The sequence below is a fragment of the Oceanicoccus sp. genome (assembly GCF_029238675.1).
Classification (GTDB): domain Bacteria; phylum Pseudomonadota; class Gammaproteobacteria; order Pseudomonadales; family Dasaniaceae; genus Oceanicoccus.
Genome location: NZ_JAQWFR010000007.1, coordinates 51,992 through 67,426 on the forward strand (window position 1 = coordinate 51,992; position 15,435 = coordinate 67,426).

18 protein-coding genes are annotated in these 15,435 nt (G+C 47.6%); 13 read left to right on the forward strand and 5 right to left on the reverse strand.

Annotated features, from left to right (window positions below; genetic code table 11):
• Positions 1–48: 48 nt before the first annotated feature.
• Positions 49–1,422 (reverse strand): SLC13 family permease, encoded by a 1,374-nt coding sequence (locus P8H32_RS03060; protein ID WP_301088433.1) that lies wholly within the window; start codon positions 1,420–1,422, stop codon positions 49–51.
• Positions 1,423–1,521: 99 nt separating this feature from the next.
• Here P8H32_RS03060 and moaA point away from each other — a divergent pair, with 99 nt between their 5' ends.
• The 6 genes from moaA to gshA all read left to right on the forward strand — a co-directional run bounded on the left by moaA (position 1,522) and on the right by gshA (position 6,483).
• The gene (gene moaA, locus P8H32_RS03065; RefSeq protein ID WP_297292936.1) at positions 1,522–2,526 is read left to right on the forward strand and encodes a GTP 3',8-cyclase MoaA; all 1,005 of its coding nucleotides are present in this window, start codon (positions 1,522–1,524) and stop codon (positions 2,524–2,526) included.
• A 348-nt stretch (positions 2,527–2,874) separates the two neighbouring features.
• A complete protein-coding gene (locus P8H32_RS03070; protein ID WP_297292934.1) occupies positions 2,875–3,327 on the forward strand; it encodes a hypothetical protein in 453 nt (150 codons plus the stop codon).
• A gap of 53 nt (positions 3,328–3,380) precedes the next feature.
• Positions 3,381–4,010 carry a DUF502 domain-containing protein gene (locus tag P8H32_RS03075; RefSeq protein WP_301088434.1) on the forward strand — a complete coding sequence of 210 codons (630 nt, stop codon included), beginning with the start codon at positions 3,381–3,383 and terminating at the stop codon, positions 4,008–4,010.
• A 12-nt stretch (positions 4,011–4,022) separates the two neighbouring features.
• Positions 4,023–4,394, forward strand: coding sequence for a glutaredoxin family protein (locus tag P8H32_RS03080; RefSeq protein WP_301088435.1), 372 nt, complete (start codon positions 4,023–4,025; stop codon positions 4,392–4,394).
• A gap of 13 nt (positions 4,395–4,407) precedes the next feature.
• Positions 4,408–4,755 (forward strand): PilZ domain-containing protein, encoded by a 348-nt coding sequence (locus P8H32_RS03085; protein ID WP_301088436.1) that lies wholly within the window; start codon positions 4,408–4,410, stop codon positions 4,753–4,755.
• Between the two features lie 144 nt (positions 4,756–4,899).
• Positions 4,900–6,483, forward strand: a complete 1,584-nt coding sequence (gshA, locus tag P8H32_RS03090) for a glutamate--cysteine ligase (protein WP_301088437.1) — start codon at positions 4,900–4,902, stop codon at positions 6,481–6,483.
• A gap of 23 nt (positions 6,484–6,506) precedes the next feature.
• Here the strand turns inward: gshA and P8H32_RS03095 are convergent, their stop codons facing one another.
• Positions 6,507–6,938, reverse strand: a complete 432-nt coding sequence (locus P8H32_RS03095) for a flagellar basal body-associated FliL family protein (RefSeq protein WP_297291671.1) — start codon at positions 6,936–6,938, stop codon at positions 6,507–6,509.
• A gap of 148 nt (positions 6,939–7,086) precedes the next feature.
• Here P8H32_RS03095 and P8H32_RS03100 point away from each other — a divergent pair, with 148 nt between their 5' ends.
• From P8H32_RS03100 to P8H32_RS03120, 5 genes are all read left to right on the forward strand, one after another.
• Positions 7,087–7,572 (forward strand): disulfide bond formation protein B, encoded by a 486-nt coding sequence (locus P8H32_RS03100; protein ID WP_301088438.1) that lies wholly within the window; start codon positions 7,087–7,089, stop codon positions 7,570–7,572.
• Between the two features lie 51 nt (positions 7,573–7,623).
• The gene (locus tag P8H32_RS03105; protein ID WP_301088439.1) at positions 7,624–7,980 is read left to right on the forward strand and encodes a CidA/LrgA family protein; all 357 of its coding nucleotides are present in this window, start codon (positions 7,624–7,626) and stop codon (positions 7,978–7,980) included.
• Positions 7,980–8,675: an LrgB family protein gene (locus tag P8H32_RS03110; RefSeq protein WP_301088440.1), complete on the forward strand. Its 696-nt coding sequence runs from the start codon at positions 7,980–7,982 to the stop codon at positions 8,673–8,675. Before P8H32_RS03105 ends, P8H32_RS03110 begins: the two co-directional genes overlap by 1 nt.
• Before the next feature lie 245 nt (positions 8,676–8,920).
• Complete coding sequence (rsd, locus tag P8H32_RS03115; RefSeq protein ID WP_297291675.1) at positions 8,921–9,385, forward strand: sigma D regulator; 465 nt, start codon at positions 8,921–8,923, stop codon at positions 9,383–9,385.
• A gap of 169 nt (positions 9,386–9,554) precedes the next feature.
• Positions 9,555–10,538, forward strand: a complete 984-nt coding sequence (locus P8H32_RS03120) for a hypothetical protein (RefSeq protein WP_301088441.1) — start codon at positions 9,555–9,557, stop codon at positions 10,536–10,538.
• 73 nt (positions 10,539–10,611) lie between these two features.
• On the opposite strand, the gene P8H32_RS03125 is transcribed toward P8H32_RS03120, so the two are convergent.
• Positions 10,612–11,340 carry an FKBP-type peptidyl-prolyl cis-trans isomerase gene (locus tag P8H32_RS03125; protein WP_297291677.1) on the reverse strand — a complete coding sequence of 243 codons (729 nt, stop codon included), beginning with the start codon at positions 11,338–11,340 and terminating at the stop codon, positions 10,612–10,614.
• A gap of 47 nt (positions 11,341–11,387) precedes the next feature.
• Complete coding sequence (locus tag P8H32_RS03130; protein ID WP_297291678.1) at positions 11,388–11,750, reverse strand: DUF4124 domain-containing protein; 363 nt, start codon at positions 11,748–11,750, stop codon at positions 11,388–11,390.
• 301 nt (positions 11,751–12,051) lie between these two features.
• On the opposite strand from P8H32_RS03130, the gene P8H32_RS03135 reads away from it, so the two are divergent.
• On the forward strand, positions 12,052–12,825 hold the full coding sequence (locus P8H32_RS03135; RefSeq protein ID WP_301088442.1) for a hypothetical protein: 774 nt from the start codon (positions 12,052–12,054) through the stop codon (positions 12,823–12,825).
• 1 nt (position 12,826) lies between these two features.
• Here P8H32_RS03135 and P8H32_RS03140 read toward each other — a convergent pair whose 3' ends face one another.
• A complete protein-coding gene (locus P8H32_RS03140) occupies positions 12,827–13,300 on the reverse strand; it encodes a TIGR02444 family protein (RefSeq protein ID WP_297291681.1) in 474 nt (157 codons plus the stop codon).
• Positions 13,301–13,356: 56 nt separating this feature from the next.
• Between P8H32_RS03140 and P8H32_RS03145 the strand changes: the two genes are divergently transcribed.
• Complete coding sequence (locus P8H32_RS03145; protein WP_301088443.1) at positions 13,357–15,252, forward strand: ATP-binding cassette domain-containing protein; 1,896 nt, start codon at positions 13,357–13,359, stop codon at positions 15,250–15,252.
• Positions 15,253–15,435 lie beyond the last annotated feature (183 nt).

Consider the following 15,435-nt stretch of genomic DNA (forward strand, 5'->3'; position numbering starts at 1 on the left):
TGCAAAACCACCCCTACTCCAGTACTGCAGGATCAATTGCAATCCACACTACAATAATAGTAAGTAACAAGCTGACCCAACAACCGCAGCCCCCATCAAGTTAAGCGCAAACCCCTCCCGCGCCATTCTTTGGGTGCTGACAAAACCACTCCCATAAACAATACTGTTAGGCGCCGTTGCCACCGGCAACATAAAGGCACAACTGGCACTGATTGCGGCGGGCACCATTAGTAATCGCGGATCAATATCAGCTGCCAATGCCGCGGCCGCCAATACCGGCATTAATAACACCGTACTGGCTGTATTGCTTGTCGTTTCAGTCAAAAAAGTCACACACAAACAAAGCACCAACATCATCAATAGCACCGGCCAATAAGATAGCACCGTTAATGTTTCGCCAATGACATCGCTTAACCCCGAAACGACAAAACCTTTAGCCAAACAAATACCGCCGCTAAATAACAGCAACACCCCCCAGGGAATAGTAGACGCCGCCTCCCAATCCATTAACTTACCCCCGCGACCATTGGGCAGCATAAACATAATAACCACAGCCGTTAGCGCCACAGAAGCATCGTTAGCGTTAATACCCAATAACTCAGACCAGCCACCAAAAGGCTCACGACGGGTAATCCAGGCCAAAGCTGTTAAAGCAAATACAATCAATACCCGCCGCTCTTCAACCCGCCAATTGCCCACTACCGGTAAATGAAAACCGCCGCGATAACTCAGAGAACGTGTTAGCCATAAACCTGCTACAGGCACCATAATCGCCACCACCGGCACAGCCCAGGACATCCACTCGGTAAAACCAACGGTTTTACCCACTTGCTCTTCATACACTTGCATAAAGACCAGGTTGGGCGGTGTGCCGATGGGCGTGCCCATACCGCCAATACTGGCAGCGTAGGCAACCCCCAACATTAAAGGTGCAGCAAGAGCTTTATCTTCAGCTTTTTCCAGAACGGCCATGGCCACTGGTAAAAGCATCAGGGTTGTGGCTGCATTGGACATCCACATACTGAGTACAGCGGCGGTAGCCATAAAGCCAAACACCAACTGCCGGCTACTACTACCGCCAAATACATTAATCATACCCAGCGCAATACGACGGTGCGCCCCACTGCGCTCCATCGCTTTTGACAAAATAAACCCACCCAGTAACAGTAAAATCAAAGGGCTGCCATAGGCCTGGGCAATCTGGTTTTTATCCAACACACCGGTCAGCTGCAGCAGGGCAAAAGGAATCATCGATGTCACGGGAATGGGGATAGGTTCAAATACCCACCAAAGAATACACAACAAAGTAACCCCCGCCGTAATAGAGGCATCCCGTGATAAGCCCTGCTGGCTTAGCAAAAAAGTCACTAACAATGCCAATAGCGGGCCAGCTATCAGCAGTCCATTTCTAAAGGTTGCCAAAGAAATTTCTCCAAAATTATTATTGCCCGGTATTTTGCCATGCCAGCAAACGAATAGAAAATAAAGCTTTTACCCCTCCACCGGTGTAATATCATCTCCATGAACGAAGCTGCATCTCCCCTACTTATTGATCGATTTAACCGTCAAGTTGAATACGTCAGACTGTCGGTGACAGACCGCTGTGACTTCCGCTGCGTGTACTGCATGGCGGAGGAAATGACCTTTGCCCCAAGGGCAGATATTTTAACGCTGGAAGAACTGGAGCTTATCGCTCGCGCGTTTGTTGAATTGGGGGCAAAAAAAATTCGCCTAACCGGTGGCGAGCCTTTAGTTCGGCAGAATATCATGGCACTGGTAGAAAATATCGGCCAGCTTGATGGCCTCCATGAATTAACACTGACTACCAATGGTTCGCAACTGACCAAACAAGCTTCAGCTTTGCATCAGGCTGGTATCAAACGCATCAATATTAGTATCGACAGTTTAAAGCCGGCGCGGTTTAAAAAAATCACCCGTACCGGTGATTTGCAAAAAGTACTCAATGGTATTGATGCTGCCATTGCAACGGGCTTTAAACGCATTAAATTAAATACGGTGATTTTAAAAGGTCGCAACGAGGATGAAATTATTGATTTGGTTAATTTCGCCCGCGATAAAAAAGTCGATATTTCATTTATCGAAGAAATGCCGCTGGGCTTAATTGATGAACATAACCGCGCATTGAGTTTTTGCTCCAGTGATGAAATACGCGATATCGTTTCGGCGCAGTACCCGCTCACATCCACAGATGAAACAACCAGCGGCCCTTCCCATTATTATTCCATGAATGACAGCGAGTCTCGCATCGGTTTTATTTCACCCCACAGTCATAATTTTTGTCATCTCTGTAATCGGGTTCGCGTTACGGTTGAAGGTCGCTTACTGCTCTGCCTTGGCAATGAACACTCAGCAGATTTAAAAACCGTATTAAGGGCCAACCCCGGGGAGATTGATCCCTTGAAGGATGCGATTATTGCCGCCATGGACCTTAAGCCTGAAAAACATCATTTTAATCTCGAAGAAGAGCCGCAAATTGTTCGCTTTATGAATATGACGGGGGGCTAATTAAACGGAGTTAAATCCACTATGAGTCTGTGCACTCAAGCGGCTTTATTTTCCGACCTAAGTTTCCCCGGCGCCGGTCATTCCCGCGAAGGCGGGAATCCAGCCTGCATGCTTATGCTGTCATTTCCGCCAAAGCGGAAATCTACAGCACTGGATTCCCGCCTGCGCGGGAATGACGTTGCTTTGTAAAACCAACACAACACTTCAACTAACAGCCTCAAGCCAATGAATCAATTGAAAAAATACTTGCCTTATACCGCGAATCGCTCTTATTATTGCCTTCCAAGTCATAGTCATTTTTTAAATCGATCTATGTTTTTCATCTGCCGCTAATTAACGGACATTGCGATGACCACTTGGAACTACCGCGTGATAAGGAAAAACTGCGCGAACACCCGAGAAGTCACATACCAAATCCACGAAGTCTACTATCTGGCAGACGGCAGCATCGACTGCTGGAATCACACACCGGTTGAGCCACTAGGCGTTAGCGAACCCAGCCTGCGCAATGATATTCAATCGTTTCTGGGTGCTTTCAGGCAGCCGGTACTGGAAGAGTGCTATATCAATGGCAAAGCCAAGCTAGTGGCTGAAAGGTTAAGTGAACCCGGCAGGGATTTACAGGCAGACTATGTCAGCAAAACCTCCCGCGCCTCAGGCTATATCAACCAGATTCTCGGCAATCACCTGCTGCTAAAACAAGAGCCGAGCTTGCGCCAGGCTTATGACAAGGTTGACCAGGCACTGGCAGAGCTTCACGATATTGTTAACAGCAAGCACTACCGCTCTGAAACCGCCTAGCTTCTTACTTACAGCAACTATTGGGCATAAAGCTATAAACTGCCGAGGCCGACATGAAACCTATTAACCACTTTATCAAACAATCCGTGATTGGCGGCCTGCTGGTGATATCTCCTGCAGTTATTTTATTTTTTGCCATCCGCTGGGCCTTCTATACCGTTACAGAAATTATTCAACCCCTGGCCACTCCCATCGCCCGCCATACCAATGCACCCGAAGTAGTAGTCGACCTGTTAGTGATTATACTTATACTGCTTGCCTGCTTTATTGTCGGTAATATCGTCTCAACCAGCGCGGGCAAATGGCTGCACGCACGCTTTGATCAAGTACTGGCTAAATTTGCACCGGGGTATAACCTGGTACGGGATATCATTCATCAATTTCTCGGCAGCAATGCCAACTCCCCCTTTAGCCGTGGCGAAGTTGCCAGAGCCAAACTATTTGGCCCCACCATCGCCACCGAAGCCACCGTGATTGTTACCAGCACCCATGACAACGGCTGGTACAGCGTATTTGTGCCCACCGGCCCCAACCCGACCTCAGGCATGATTTATCACCTACCCCCGGAACAGGTGGAACTTTTGCCCAACATCAAAGTCGATGAAGCACTAAGAACGATTATTGCCTGCGGCGCTGGCTCCGGTGAGCTGTTTAAGAAACAGGCTGAACTTGTATCATCCTAACAGCACTCTTTTATGAACAACAAAGCCAAAAATCTTTTACCTGTCTTCATTGCTGTTGTCCTGTTTTTTGTTTTTCAAAACTGGTGGCGAATAGACCTGGCTTTAAACCCCATCAGCAATCAATCACTCAAGGACGAAGATGTAGTGATGTACTCAACCAGCTGGTGCCCTTACTGCCGTAAAGCGCGGCGTTTTTTTAGGCAGGCCAATATCCCTTATACAGAATACGATGTAGAAAAATCCGCCAGGGCTTATGAAGAATATCAACGCATTAGTGGCAGGGGCGTGCCGGTTATAGTAATAGGCGACCAAGTGATTCAGGGCTTTAACAAACCCGCCATCAAAAGCGCTTTAGCACAGCTGGATATGGCCTACCCCGAATAACAAGGAAATAACCATGAGTGATGATCGCCGTAGTGAAACGCGCATTGACGAAAAAACCAAAATTTTTATCGAGGTATGCTCAGCGTCATTCGACAACACATCTCCCGCCAATATTATTATTTGCAACAGTCTTGACTTGTCGGCCAATGGGCTTCAGGTAGAGATAGACCAGGAGGTTGCTATTGGGGCCATCCTTCGCCTTTGCGCTGAGTTTGGCGATGATGAAACACTCTACCTGGTAGGCGAAACAAAATGGGTTAAACCTGCCGGAGAGCACTTCAATGTCGGCTTTGAGCTTTATGACGCTGAAAATACCGACATTATTGGCTGGAAAAAATTAATCGCAGCAATGCTTGATTAAACTCACTAGCCATCTACCCCCATAAAACACTATCTTTACTGATGTTAACCCTTGTACCCCATTCGCCCCACCAGTAAACTGCCGCCCTAACAATACAGTGTTCTTTACCCTTGTTAAGCCAGACGCCAAAGCGGAGTATGCATTTTGCCTGATCAACTAACAGAACGGCTAGAGCTAATAGCCAACCCTGAACATTCACATCTGTTGACTGGCCTACAACGCGGTATTGAAAAAGAAAGTTTACGGATCTGCAATAACGGTAAACTGGCGCAAACCCCGCACCCACAAGCCCTGGGCTCGGCACTGACTCACCCCCATATCACTACCGATTTTTCTGAAGCCTTGCTTGAGTTTATTACTCCGGTGTTTAGCGATATTGACGAGAGTCTCGAATGTCTGGATAAGGTGCATCGCTTTACTTACCCCAATCTCGATGGTGAGTTATTGTGGACTGCCAGCATGCCCTGTATTTTGGAAGGGGATGATAATATTCCCGTTGCGCAATATGGCAGCTCCAATGTTGCCACCATGAAAACGGCATACCGCAAAGGTTTGGGTAATCGCTATGGCCGCTTGATGCAAACCATTTCCGGTATTCACTATAATTTTTCTTTACCGGATGATTTGTGGGCGTCGTTACAAAAGCAAGACTATGACAAACGTTCCTTACAAGATTATAAAACCGAATCCTATTTTAAATTAATTCGAAACTTCCGCCGTTTTTCCTGGCTGCTAATTTATTGTTATGGCGCCTCCCCCGCTGTGTGTAAAAGCTTTTTACGAGGCAACAGCGGTCACAATTTAGAAGAGCTGGATAATGGCACCGTTTATTTACCTTACGGCACTGCCTTGCGTATGGGTGACCTTGGCTATCAAAGCAACGCCCAGGAAAACCTGAAAATTTGTTATAACAGTATTGATAATTATATTGATACTCTGCGCCGGGCCATCACCAATACCCACCCCGATTATGAAAAAATCGGCATCAAAGTCGATGGTGATTATCGTCAACTCTCCGATGCTTTATTGCAAATCGAAAATGAGTTTTATAGCCCCATTCGCCCCAAGCGTGTTACTCAATCTGGCGAAACACCGATAGGCGCTTTAAAGGAACGAGGCGTTGAATATATCGAAGTGCGTTGCATTGATGTAAACCCTTATTTACCGCTGGGTATTGATGCTGACCAAATTCGTTTTATTGATTGCTTTTTATTGTACTGCCTATTTGAACGCAGCCCCTTGTGTGACGACGACGACCGCGAACTGATTAATTATAATTTAAAAGCTGTTGTTAACCGCGGCCGCGAACCCAATTTACAACTCAAAGCCCGCACTGGTGATCGCAGCCTTAACGACTGGGCAAACAAACTACTGGACGGTGTTGATAAGATTGCCGCGCAACTCGACACTGCATATGGCGGCGATGATTATCAGCGCGTATGCCAGCAACAGCGAGAAAAAATCGATGATGCATCATTAACACCCTCTGCAGCTATTCTTGCGGACATGGAAAAGCAGCAACAACCTTTTTTCCGTTTTGCCATGGATTTAGCTGAACAACATGGCAATGATTTTTGCAGCCGTCCCTTAACCGGCGAAGACCTGGATTATTTTCTGCAAAAAACAGAACTCTCAAAACAACAGCAAGCTGAAATTGAAGCTGCCGACACTATCAGCTTTGATAAATATTTAGCCGATTATTATCGGCAGTACAGTGATTTAACATAGTGATGCCTTCACCTTAGCTACCATTACCGCTGCACAATAAACGAGCTAAACAACAAATCATCCACAAACTGCTGCCCTTCTTCCTTGATCAACATATTCCGCGTCTCTTCCAATACATCCTGACGCAGCAACTCCCTACCCTCCATTGAGGACAACTCCTCTTCAGTAGCACGGCTTAAACGCATCACAATAGTATGGCGGATATAAGGCATATGGTGGCGAATCTGGCTTTGACCGGCAGAGCCACCGCCTAAACGCAGGGCAACATCGGCTTTTAAATAGCGCAACTTACCGGCGCCACCGTAATTCACAATAAAAGCTGGCTTAAGGTCCAAATAACTGGTTGAACCACCAACAGCAGCCCTTCTCTCACCTCCAGCCTTCTCACCCTGCGCCAATGACGGGCCAGGTAAAAAACTCAGGGACAGCAACAGGGCTAGCAAAGGGAAACGCATTCTATAAACTCCGGTATTTAACAATCTTATGGCTAATTTTAGCTGTTCTTGTGCAGTTTGCCGCTTGAGTCGGGAACGGCTTTGCCCTAATGTAGCCGCCTAAACCAATAACCGCTGTCTTTAACGATAAAAAGCAGAGATAAAGCGTATGACCCTACCCAACATCAGACAAACCAACCTAATGATGGTTCTCAGTGTTATCGGCCTGATGTCCTATGCACTTTATACCCAATATTATCTTTTTCTGGAGCCCTGCCCCCTGTGTATGACCCAGCGGTTCTTTTATGTGTTGATCGCCCTATTTGCCCTGATAGCGTTATTCCACCCAACAAAATATAAACTTTATAGCATCCTGGCTCTGTTCAGCGCCTTTGGCGGTATGGCTACCGCAGGCCGGCAGGTCTGGCTGCAACACCTGCCACCGGACCAAGTCCCGGCCTGCGGTCCAAGCCTGGGATATATGCTGGAAACCTTCCCACTCAGTGAGACCCTGATGACCATGATCCGCGGCGATGGCAATTGCGCCGAAGTCGTATGGTCCTTTATTGGCTTCAGTATGGGAGAGTGGTCGCTGATTTGCTTTACCGGCTATGCCGTTGTGTTTATCTGGCAACTACTGCGTCGTCGTAGTTAAAAACTAAAAGTAAAAACTAAAAGTAAAAACTAAAACGTTGAGAATTGAGCCATGTCGCTAATTAACGGTCTGCTAGTTTTATTAGTTTGCCAATGTGCTGGCGAAGCGATTAAAGCCTGGCTTGAGCTTAGCTTGCCCGGCCCGGTGCTGGGTATGTTTATCCTGTTTATTGGCCTGATGCTCTATCAGGGTATTCCTGAAGCCATTGCCAAATCCAGCCGCACCCTAATCCCAATGTTAGGGCTAATGTTTTTACCTGCCGCCACCGGTTTATTTTTTCTTGGTTCGCAGTACAGCAATCAATGGCCGGCGATTATTGCCGCGGTGGTAATCGGCTCTTTGCTATCACTGATCTTTAACGGCCTGTTGATGACATTCTTAGCCCGTAAGCGGGGTTCCAAATCGTGATGGATCAAGCGCTTCTCAATAGTCCATTATTTGCACTCACCTTAAGCCTTGCTGCGTTTCAGCTGGGCAATACCCTCTATCGCCGCCTTAACGAATTTCCTCTATTGCACCCTACGGTCACTGGCGCCAGCCTGGTCGCATTATTACTACCCAGATTAGATATTGACTATCAAGACTATCTGCAAGCCAATGACCTGTTAATGTTTTGGCTAGGCCCCGCTACGGTCGCACTGGCGGTACCCTTGTATCAGCAACTACACCTGATCCGTAAAATGGCAATACCCATGTTACTAACCTGCGCCTTTGGAGCCATCTTTGCCGCCGGGTCGGCCGTGGTCATCGCCTACTCACTGGGCGCTAGCGAAGTCACCATGTTATCCCTTGCACCCAAATCAGTCACCACCCCCATCGCTATTGACCTGGCCAATGAAATTGGCGGCCTGGCAACGCTGGCCGCAGGCTGTGTAGCCTTAACTGCAGTGTCTGCCATGTGTTTGGCACCGATTGTGTTTCGCCTGCTGAATATCACTGACCCGCAAATCTGGGGGTTTTGTTTAGGCATTACCGCCCACGGCATGGGTACCGCCAGAGCTTTTGAAATGAATGCCACCGCCGGTGCTTTCTCCAGCTTGGCAATGTGTCTAACAGGTGCCTTTAGTGCGGCCTTGATCCCTGTCGTGGTAAACCTGATTTAATAAACGCTCCCCGCTTAATACATCAGCGCAATTATTTTTAAAAAAAGTATTTTTTCTAATAGTTTCCTCAGCTTAAAGCTTGTTCTTAAAGCAAACCTCACTTATATTGAAACTATTATGTTCAGACCATTATATTGAAAGGGGCCGGAGGCTTGAGTTGACGAGTCAAAAAACAACCAGCCATAGAACAACCTAATCAAAAAGGTAATCACTTAAAAATCAGATGATAAAACAGGACTAACATCATGCTGGACAATTGCACTATCGAAGAACGCTGGGCTGGAGTTAATAATCTGGTGACACGCTGGTTAGAAGAACGCCAGTCGATCATCATACAGTTTTGCGCACTGAGTGGGGTTCATGAATTAAAAGCAGACGCCGACCCTTCAAATAATCGCTTGCAGCAGTTTTGCCAACAATTGGTCGACTATATGTCCGCCGGTCACTTTGAGATCTACTACGAACTCATCCGTGAAGCCGAAGCCTTTGCCGATGGCAGCGCCGATATCGCCAGCGACCTGATGCCACAAATCACCCTGACCACTAAAATCGCTATGGACTTTAATGATCGCGACGCCAGCACCGAAAGCGGCTTGATGACTTTACCTAAAAGCCTGTCCAAATTGGGTGAAACCCTGGCCTCCCGCTTTGAAATGGAAGACCGCCTTATCGACACCATGCACGAATCTCACCGCGAAGCGGTTGCTTAAGCTGCGCTCAACTGCAAACCCTTCCCATGCCATAACTCTACAACAGTTGATTGTCTGGCCATCCAGTTTCTGTCCTACAGTCCGATAAACACTACAGAGATTTTGGGGTTTTCCTCCACGTAAGCTATAACAATGAGTGGACCCATACCTTTTCCCAGCTACCATTAGGGTGAATACCATTAGCACCATTAAATACGCCACACTCCTTTGCCTACTAACATTGCTAACCGCCTGTGATAGCGGCCCGGATAAAAGCTGGGAAAACGCCGCTAAAGGCAGCTATAGCGCCACTCTCTCCGAGGATGGCACACTCAGTATTATCGGCTCCATTATCCACGGCGGTAGCCTATGGGCTAACGGTAAACACGAACGCCTGTTTGACTGGAACCACAAACAGGGCAAGTACAGCAATATCATAGCCAGCGGCTTTTCCCCCGAGGGCTTATTTGCCCTGACAGCGGACCATCAAACCATGGTGCTATGGGATACTACCTCCGGCAAAGCCCTGACCTTTTGGACCGCCCCCAACGAAGTCATGGATTTGGACCTCACCCCCAATGGTAACTATGCCCTGCTCGGACTGGAGGATTACAGTGCAGTACTGTTCGATGTTAAGCGTGGTGGTATTCAGCGCACTTTTTATCATCAGGATCGAGTTCGTAGTGTTGAACTCAGCAATAATGGCGAACTGGCTATTACCGGCTCGGAAGATCAAACCGCCAAGTTATGGAATGTGAATAGCGGCGAAGAGTTATTTAGCTGGCAGCATAAAGATGAGGTAGTCACCGTAGCTATTTCACCGGATGGCAGCCGGGCTTTTAGCGTTGCCAAATATGATAAAGCAGTAATCTGGGATACCGTTTCCGGCAAAGCCATTGGCCAGCTACCTCTTCGGGCTACTGCCATAAAGCGCGGACAGGCTTTTACCAGTGCCCGCTTTTCTAATGATGGCAAACAATTACTGACCGGTAATTCCGATCGCCTGGTGCAATTGTGGGATGCTAAAACCTTAAAGGAATTAAAGCGATGGACGGTTCCGAAAAGAGATCTCTGGAAGCCAACCAGCGCGGCTATTACTGCGGTAAGTTTTAGCGGAAAAAAAGGGCAGTATTATGTGGTGGCCTCTAATGGATTTACCCATTTGCTGAAGTAACACTTTCGTCATTCCCGCGAAGGGGGGAATGACGTTCTTTTGTGGGGATGGCGGATGATGTAAAAATAAAAACTTAACCTTCCGCAGCAGCATTCTTAATCGCCACCAACTCAACTTCAAAAATCAAAGTTGCATTAGGGCCAATAGGACCACCACCAGTACCACCAGGGCCGTAGGCCAAATTCGATGGAATCACAAAGCGATACTTGGAGCCAACAGGCATTAATTGCAAACCTTCAGTCCAACCGGGGATAACACCGTTTAGTGGGAAGCTAACGGTCTGGCCGCGCTTGTAAGAACTATCAAATTCAGTGCCGTCCAACAAGGTACCGGCATAGTGCACTTCAACCGTATCAGCAGCCGATGGCTTGGCGCCTTCACCGGCGGTAATCACTTCATACTGCAAACCACTTTCTGTAGTTGTTACACCTTCTTTGCCACCGTTCTCCGCCAGATAGGCTTCACCGGCTGCCAGATTTTCTTCACCCAGTTTACTGGCGGCTTCCTGTTGTGCTGCCATTTGCTGCTGCTGGAAAGCCTGCATCTCAGCCATAATCTCTTCCTGGGTCATCAGCTGCTCACCGCCGTTAACCGCATCTGTAACACCTTGCGCAAACGTATCAACATCGATTGTAAAAGTTTCTTGTTTGAGGCGCTGCCCAAGACCAATGCCCATACCATAGCTAATACGTTTTTCCGGGGTATCAAGGCCGGCGGCTTCTGCTGCAGGTTCAGCGGCTTGCTGGTTGCAACCGATCAATGCCGTGCTGATGGCAGCGGCGAGTAATAATTGTCGTTTCATTGTGATTCCTGTTTCTGGATTAAAGTCCTGATTGAAAAAGCGGGCACTTACTGTCCAAGATTAAAGCCGCCGGGGAAACGTATACTACTACTGTTATCCCCCTTATTAACAGGGGCTTCTATCACGTTTTCTACCTCGGGTAACTCCTCCACACTGACCCGGGTCATAGCCGCAGGTTTTTGATAGGAAAAATGCCAGCGGCCCTTTTCATCCTGCCACTTATACATTTTGCCAGAACTGGCTGAAAGGGTGGTTGGTGCAGACTCAGGTAGAGCCGGTAGTTGACTAGTATCGGGAACCCAATCGTCCAGGCTCATCAGTGGCCGTCCATCCGGGCCCGTCATCAGTAGCGGTAAACCCAGCGTCAGTAATACAAATAACACCAGCGTAAACTTCATCTTAAAGCTCATCGTTAGATCCCTTGTGTTTGTTGTTAAGTGGTATTGATCACCCTCAATGATCAATAATTGATCACCTGGAGCCACCTTAAATCAGGCTTAAAAAGTCTTCAAAGTACAAATATAGTCGACCATAAATTAGAACCTGTCTAGACTGTGCCTTATCTAATCAGGGCAAAGCCACATTTCCACAAAATCACGACTATAATGTCCTTTAATACTTCGATAGGAGCTATATAAAAGGCCTATCTAGACGACCGGGTTATATCGTCTATACTAAATAAATATGAGGGAATACAAAGGGTTATGACCTATGGCAACTAAAAATAAGAAAGCTCCGGCCAAAAAAGCAGCTACCAAAAAGAAAACTCCGGCTAAAAAAGCACCTGTTAAAAAGGCTCCGGCTAAGACCACCGCTAAAAAGACAGCCACCAAAGCCAAGGCCGCCCCCAAAAAAGCCGCGGCCAAAAAGGCAGCCCCCAAGAAAAAAGCAGCCCCTAAAAAGGCAGCAGCCAAGAAAGCAGCCCCTAAAAAAGCGACCTCAAAGAAAGTGACCTCAAAGAAAGCGACCTCAAAAAAGGCTGCGCCGAAGAAGGCCGCCGCCAAAAAAGCCGCGCCTAAAAAGGCAGTAGCGAAGAAGGCTGCACCGAAAAAGACAGCGGCCAAGAAAGCACCCGCTAAAAAGGCACCGGCTAAAAAGACAGTAGCCAAGAAAAAGGTTGCCCCCAAGAAGGCATCGGCAAAAAAAGCAACTCCCAAAAAAGCTGCACCGAAAGCTAAAGCCACAGCGAAAAAGCCAGTAAAACCGGCAGCAGCTCCCAAAAAAGCAAAAGCGGCAATCAAGCCCGGGAAGCGGGCACAAAAACCTAAAGAACCCTCAACGCTGGAAGAAGTCAAAGCCGAGCTGAAAGTAGCAACTCCGATAGAAAAACCGGCGCCTAAAGTAGTACCCCCTGTGAAAAAGGTCATTCATCGGGTTGAACAAAGCCTGGCTGAAGACCCGATGGAAAAGCTTGAAGAAGAAGTCAGGAAAGAAAATGCCAAAGAGGGTGATGGCCCAGCCATTCGTAGCCTGTTTGATTTTTAACTCAGCTCCGCATCAGCTCAACCAAATCCGCAAGACTCTGTGATAAGCCATGTTGATTAGCCGGGTTTAACAACGTGCCATAGAGACTCAAGTTTTCCCCAACCGCAGTAGCAGGGTCAGCCGTTAGTAAGTTAAGCGACTGTAATTGCTGGTATATCATTGCCTGCTGCCGCTGCTCTGCTGCAATCTCCAGAGCTTTAACCTGATCGCGAAAGGCTTCATCCTCTTTGCCTTTAAGAAAGCGCCGCACAGCTCGCAGGGGCTGTACGCAATGCTGTTGCCACGGCATTGAAACATCAACGAGTAACCGCATACTATCAAGACTGAGCTGTTGGCCCTCGCGGCCCAACCAACCACAACACAGCAACATATTGACATCCGCCTGATAGCTATCTTGCAGCATGATCATCAACGACTCTACCCCTGGCCGGTTGTAGACCGCCAGGGAGTATTGCCATAATGGATTGTCTTGCATAGTAAATTCCTTACTTTCCGTACTGTCAGTTCATCATTTCCAGTACAATGCGCGCCATGATTACACTGGAAGAGATAAGCTTACAACGGGGCAGCAAGTTCTTGCTAGAGCAGGCGAGTGCTGTTTTTCACCCCGGCCAGAAAATAGCGCTAATCGGGGCCAATGGCACCGGAAAATCCAGCCTGTTTCAATTATTGCTGGGCCAGCTTAGCGCCGATGATGGCACCGCCTCCATCCCCCAGCAATGGCGTATAGCTCATATGGCCCAGGAAGTGGCCACCAGTGAACGCAATGCACTGGACTATATTATTGATGGCGACCAGCAACTGCGCGCGATTGAAGCTGAGATGCAACAGGCCGAGCAAAGCGACAACCATGAAAAACTGGCGATATTGCATGAGCAGCTGGATACCATCGATGGCTATAACGCCAAAGTGCGGGCCGAGCAGCTTATGCTGGGGCTGGGTTTCCAGCTCCGCGATATCAATAAATCCGCCAATAGTTTTTCTGGTGGTTGGCGTATTCGCTTAAATCTGGCACAGGCGTTAATGAGTTCCTCTGACTTATTGCTGCTAGATGAACCGACTAACCACCTTGATCTCGATGCGGAGCTTTGGCTTGAACAATGGCTGCAACGCTACCAAGGCAGCCTGTTATTAATTTCCCACGACCGGGATTTTATCGATAGCGTCTGCGAAGGTATTGTTCATATTGAGCACAAACGCTTGAACACCTATAAAGGTAACTACTCTGCCTTTGAGCGCCAACGGGCCGAACGCCTGGCGCAACAGCAAGCCAACTATGAAAAACAACAAGTACGCAAAGCAGAAATCAACGATTTCGTACGCCGCTTTCGCGCCAAGGCTACCAAAGCCAAGCAGGCCCAGAGTCGCTTAAAAGAATTGGCACGGATGGAAGATATCGCACCGGCCCATATCGACTCTCCCTTTGATTTTAGTTTTCCCGAACCCGGAAAATTCTCAGATCCCTTATTAAATTTAAGCCACGCTCATTTGGGTTATGGCGACACCATCATCGTTAAAGAAGTCAATCTCAGCATCCACCCCGGCAGCCGTATCGGTTTACTGGGAGCCAATGGCGCGGGTAAATCCACCATGATTAAATCCCTGGCCAACGAAATTGCTTTGTTGTCGGGAGATTTTACTGAAGGTGAAAACTTACAACTGGGTTATTTTAGCCAGCACCAGTTAGAAGCACTGGATTTGGATGCCAGCCCTGCCCTGCATTTACAACGCATAAGCCCCAAAGCTCGCGAACAGGAAATCCGTAATTTCCTCGGCGGTTTTAATTTTCATGGTGATATGGCTATGGAGCCAATACGGCATTTTTCCGGTGGTGAAAAAGCCCGTTTAGCATTGGCCATTGTGGTGTGGCAAAAACCAAACTTATTGTTATTAGACGAACCCACCAATCATCTTGACCTGGAAATGTGCCACGCTTTAACCGTTGCTCTGCAAGCTTTTGCCGGTGCCGTTATTGTCGTATCACACGACCGCCACTTGCTGCGCAATACAGTGGACCAATTTTTACTGGTCGCCGATGGCAAGGCGGACTTATTTGAAGGCGACCTCGATGACTATAGCCGCTGGCTAATGACGCAAAAAAAATCAGCCAACAACAAAGATGATGGCCCTGACGACAAAGCTGGCAACAAAAAAGAACAGCGGCAGCTAGCGGCAGAAATCAGGAAAAAACTGAACCCGATTACCAATGCTATTAAAAAAATTGAAAAGCAGATGACTAAAACGGATGTGCGCCTGAGCGAAATAGAAGCATCACTAGGCGACAATGCACTGTATGAAGCAGAGCATAAAGACAAACTGCAAGCACTACTACAGGACCAGGCCACCGTCTCACAGGAAAAAGCGCAGCAGGAAGAAACGTGGCTGGAACTCAATGACGAACTGGAAAGTCTGCAAAATACACTATAGCGGTTCAATAAAATAAACCAATCGCTGCCGATATGGAAAAATCTTTTAGCCTGATTAATGCGTAGCATTTTTGTCTCAAATCAAACCTTGCTCAAGGCCATCTCCCCGCAATCTTTATGACCCATACGCTAATTGTCAATTAGCGTTTCTTCAACTATTGTCTAAGTACAAAAAATAATCACA

Excerpts from the sequence above, each read along its gene's own strand:
- moaA (WP_297292936.1), top strand. The coding sequence starts at position 1,522 with ATGAACGAAGCTGCATCTCCCCTACTTATTGATCGATTTAACCGTCAA.
- P8H32_RS03070 (WP_297292934.1), top strand. The coding sequence starts at position 2,875 with ATGACCACTTGGAACTACCGCGTGATAAGGAAAAACTGCGCGAACACC.
- P8H32_RS03075 (WP_301088434.1), top strand. The coding sequence starts at position 3,381 with ATGAAACCTATTAACCACTTTATCAAACAATCCGTGATTGGCGGCCTG.
- P8H32_RS03080 (WP_301088435.1), top strand. The coding sequence starts at position 4,023 with ATGAACAACAAAGCCAAAAATCTTTTACCTGTCTTCATTGCTGTTGTC.
- P8H32_RS03085 (WP_301088436.1), top strand. The coding sequence starts at position 4,408 with ATGAGTGATGATCGCCGTAGTGAAACGCGCATTGACGAAAAAACCAAA.
- P8H32_RS03095 (WP_297291671.1), bottom strand. The coding sequence starts at position 6,938 with ATGCGTTTCCCTTTGCTAGCCCTGTTGCTGTCCCTGAGTTTTTTACCT.
- P8H32_RS03100 (WP_301088438.1), top strand. The coding sequence starts at position 7,087 with ATGACCCTACCCAACATCAGACAAACCAACCTAATGATGGTTCTCAGT.
- P8H32_RS03105 (WP_301088439.1), top strand. The coding sequence starts at position 7,624 with ATGTCGCTAATTAACGGTCTGCTAGTTTTATTAGTTTGCCAATGTGCT.
- P8H32_RS03110 (WP_301088440.1), top strand. The coding sequence starts at position 7,980 with ATGGATCAAGCGCTTCTCAATAGTCCATTATTTGCACTCACCTTAAGC.
- rsd (WP_297291675.1), top strand. The coding sequence starts at position 8,921 with ATGCTGGACAATTGCACTATCGAAGAACGCTGGGCTGGAGTTAATAAT.
- P8H32_RS03125 (WP_297291677.1), bottom strand. The coding sequence starts at position 11,340 with ATGAAACGACAATTATTACTCGCCGCTGCCATCAGCACGGCATTGATC.
- P8H32_RS03130 (WP_297291678.1), bottom strand. The coding sequence starts at position 11,750 with ATGAGCTTTAAGATGAAGTTTACGCTGGTGTTATTTGTATTACTGACG.
- P8H32_RS03135 (WP_301088442.1), top strand. The coding sequence starts at position 12,052 with ATGGCAACTAAAAATAAGAAAGCTCCGGCCAAAAAAGCAGCTACCAAA.
- P8H32_RS03140 (WP_297291681.1), bottom strand. The coding sequence starts at position 13,300 with ATGCAAGACAATCCATTATGGCAATACTCCCTGGCGGTCTACAACCGG.
- P8H32_RS03145 (WP_301088443.1), top strand. The coding sequence starts at position 13,357 with ATGATTACACTGGAAGAGATAAGCTTACAACGGGGCAGCAAGTTCTTG.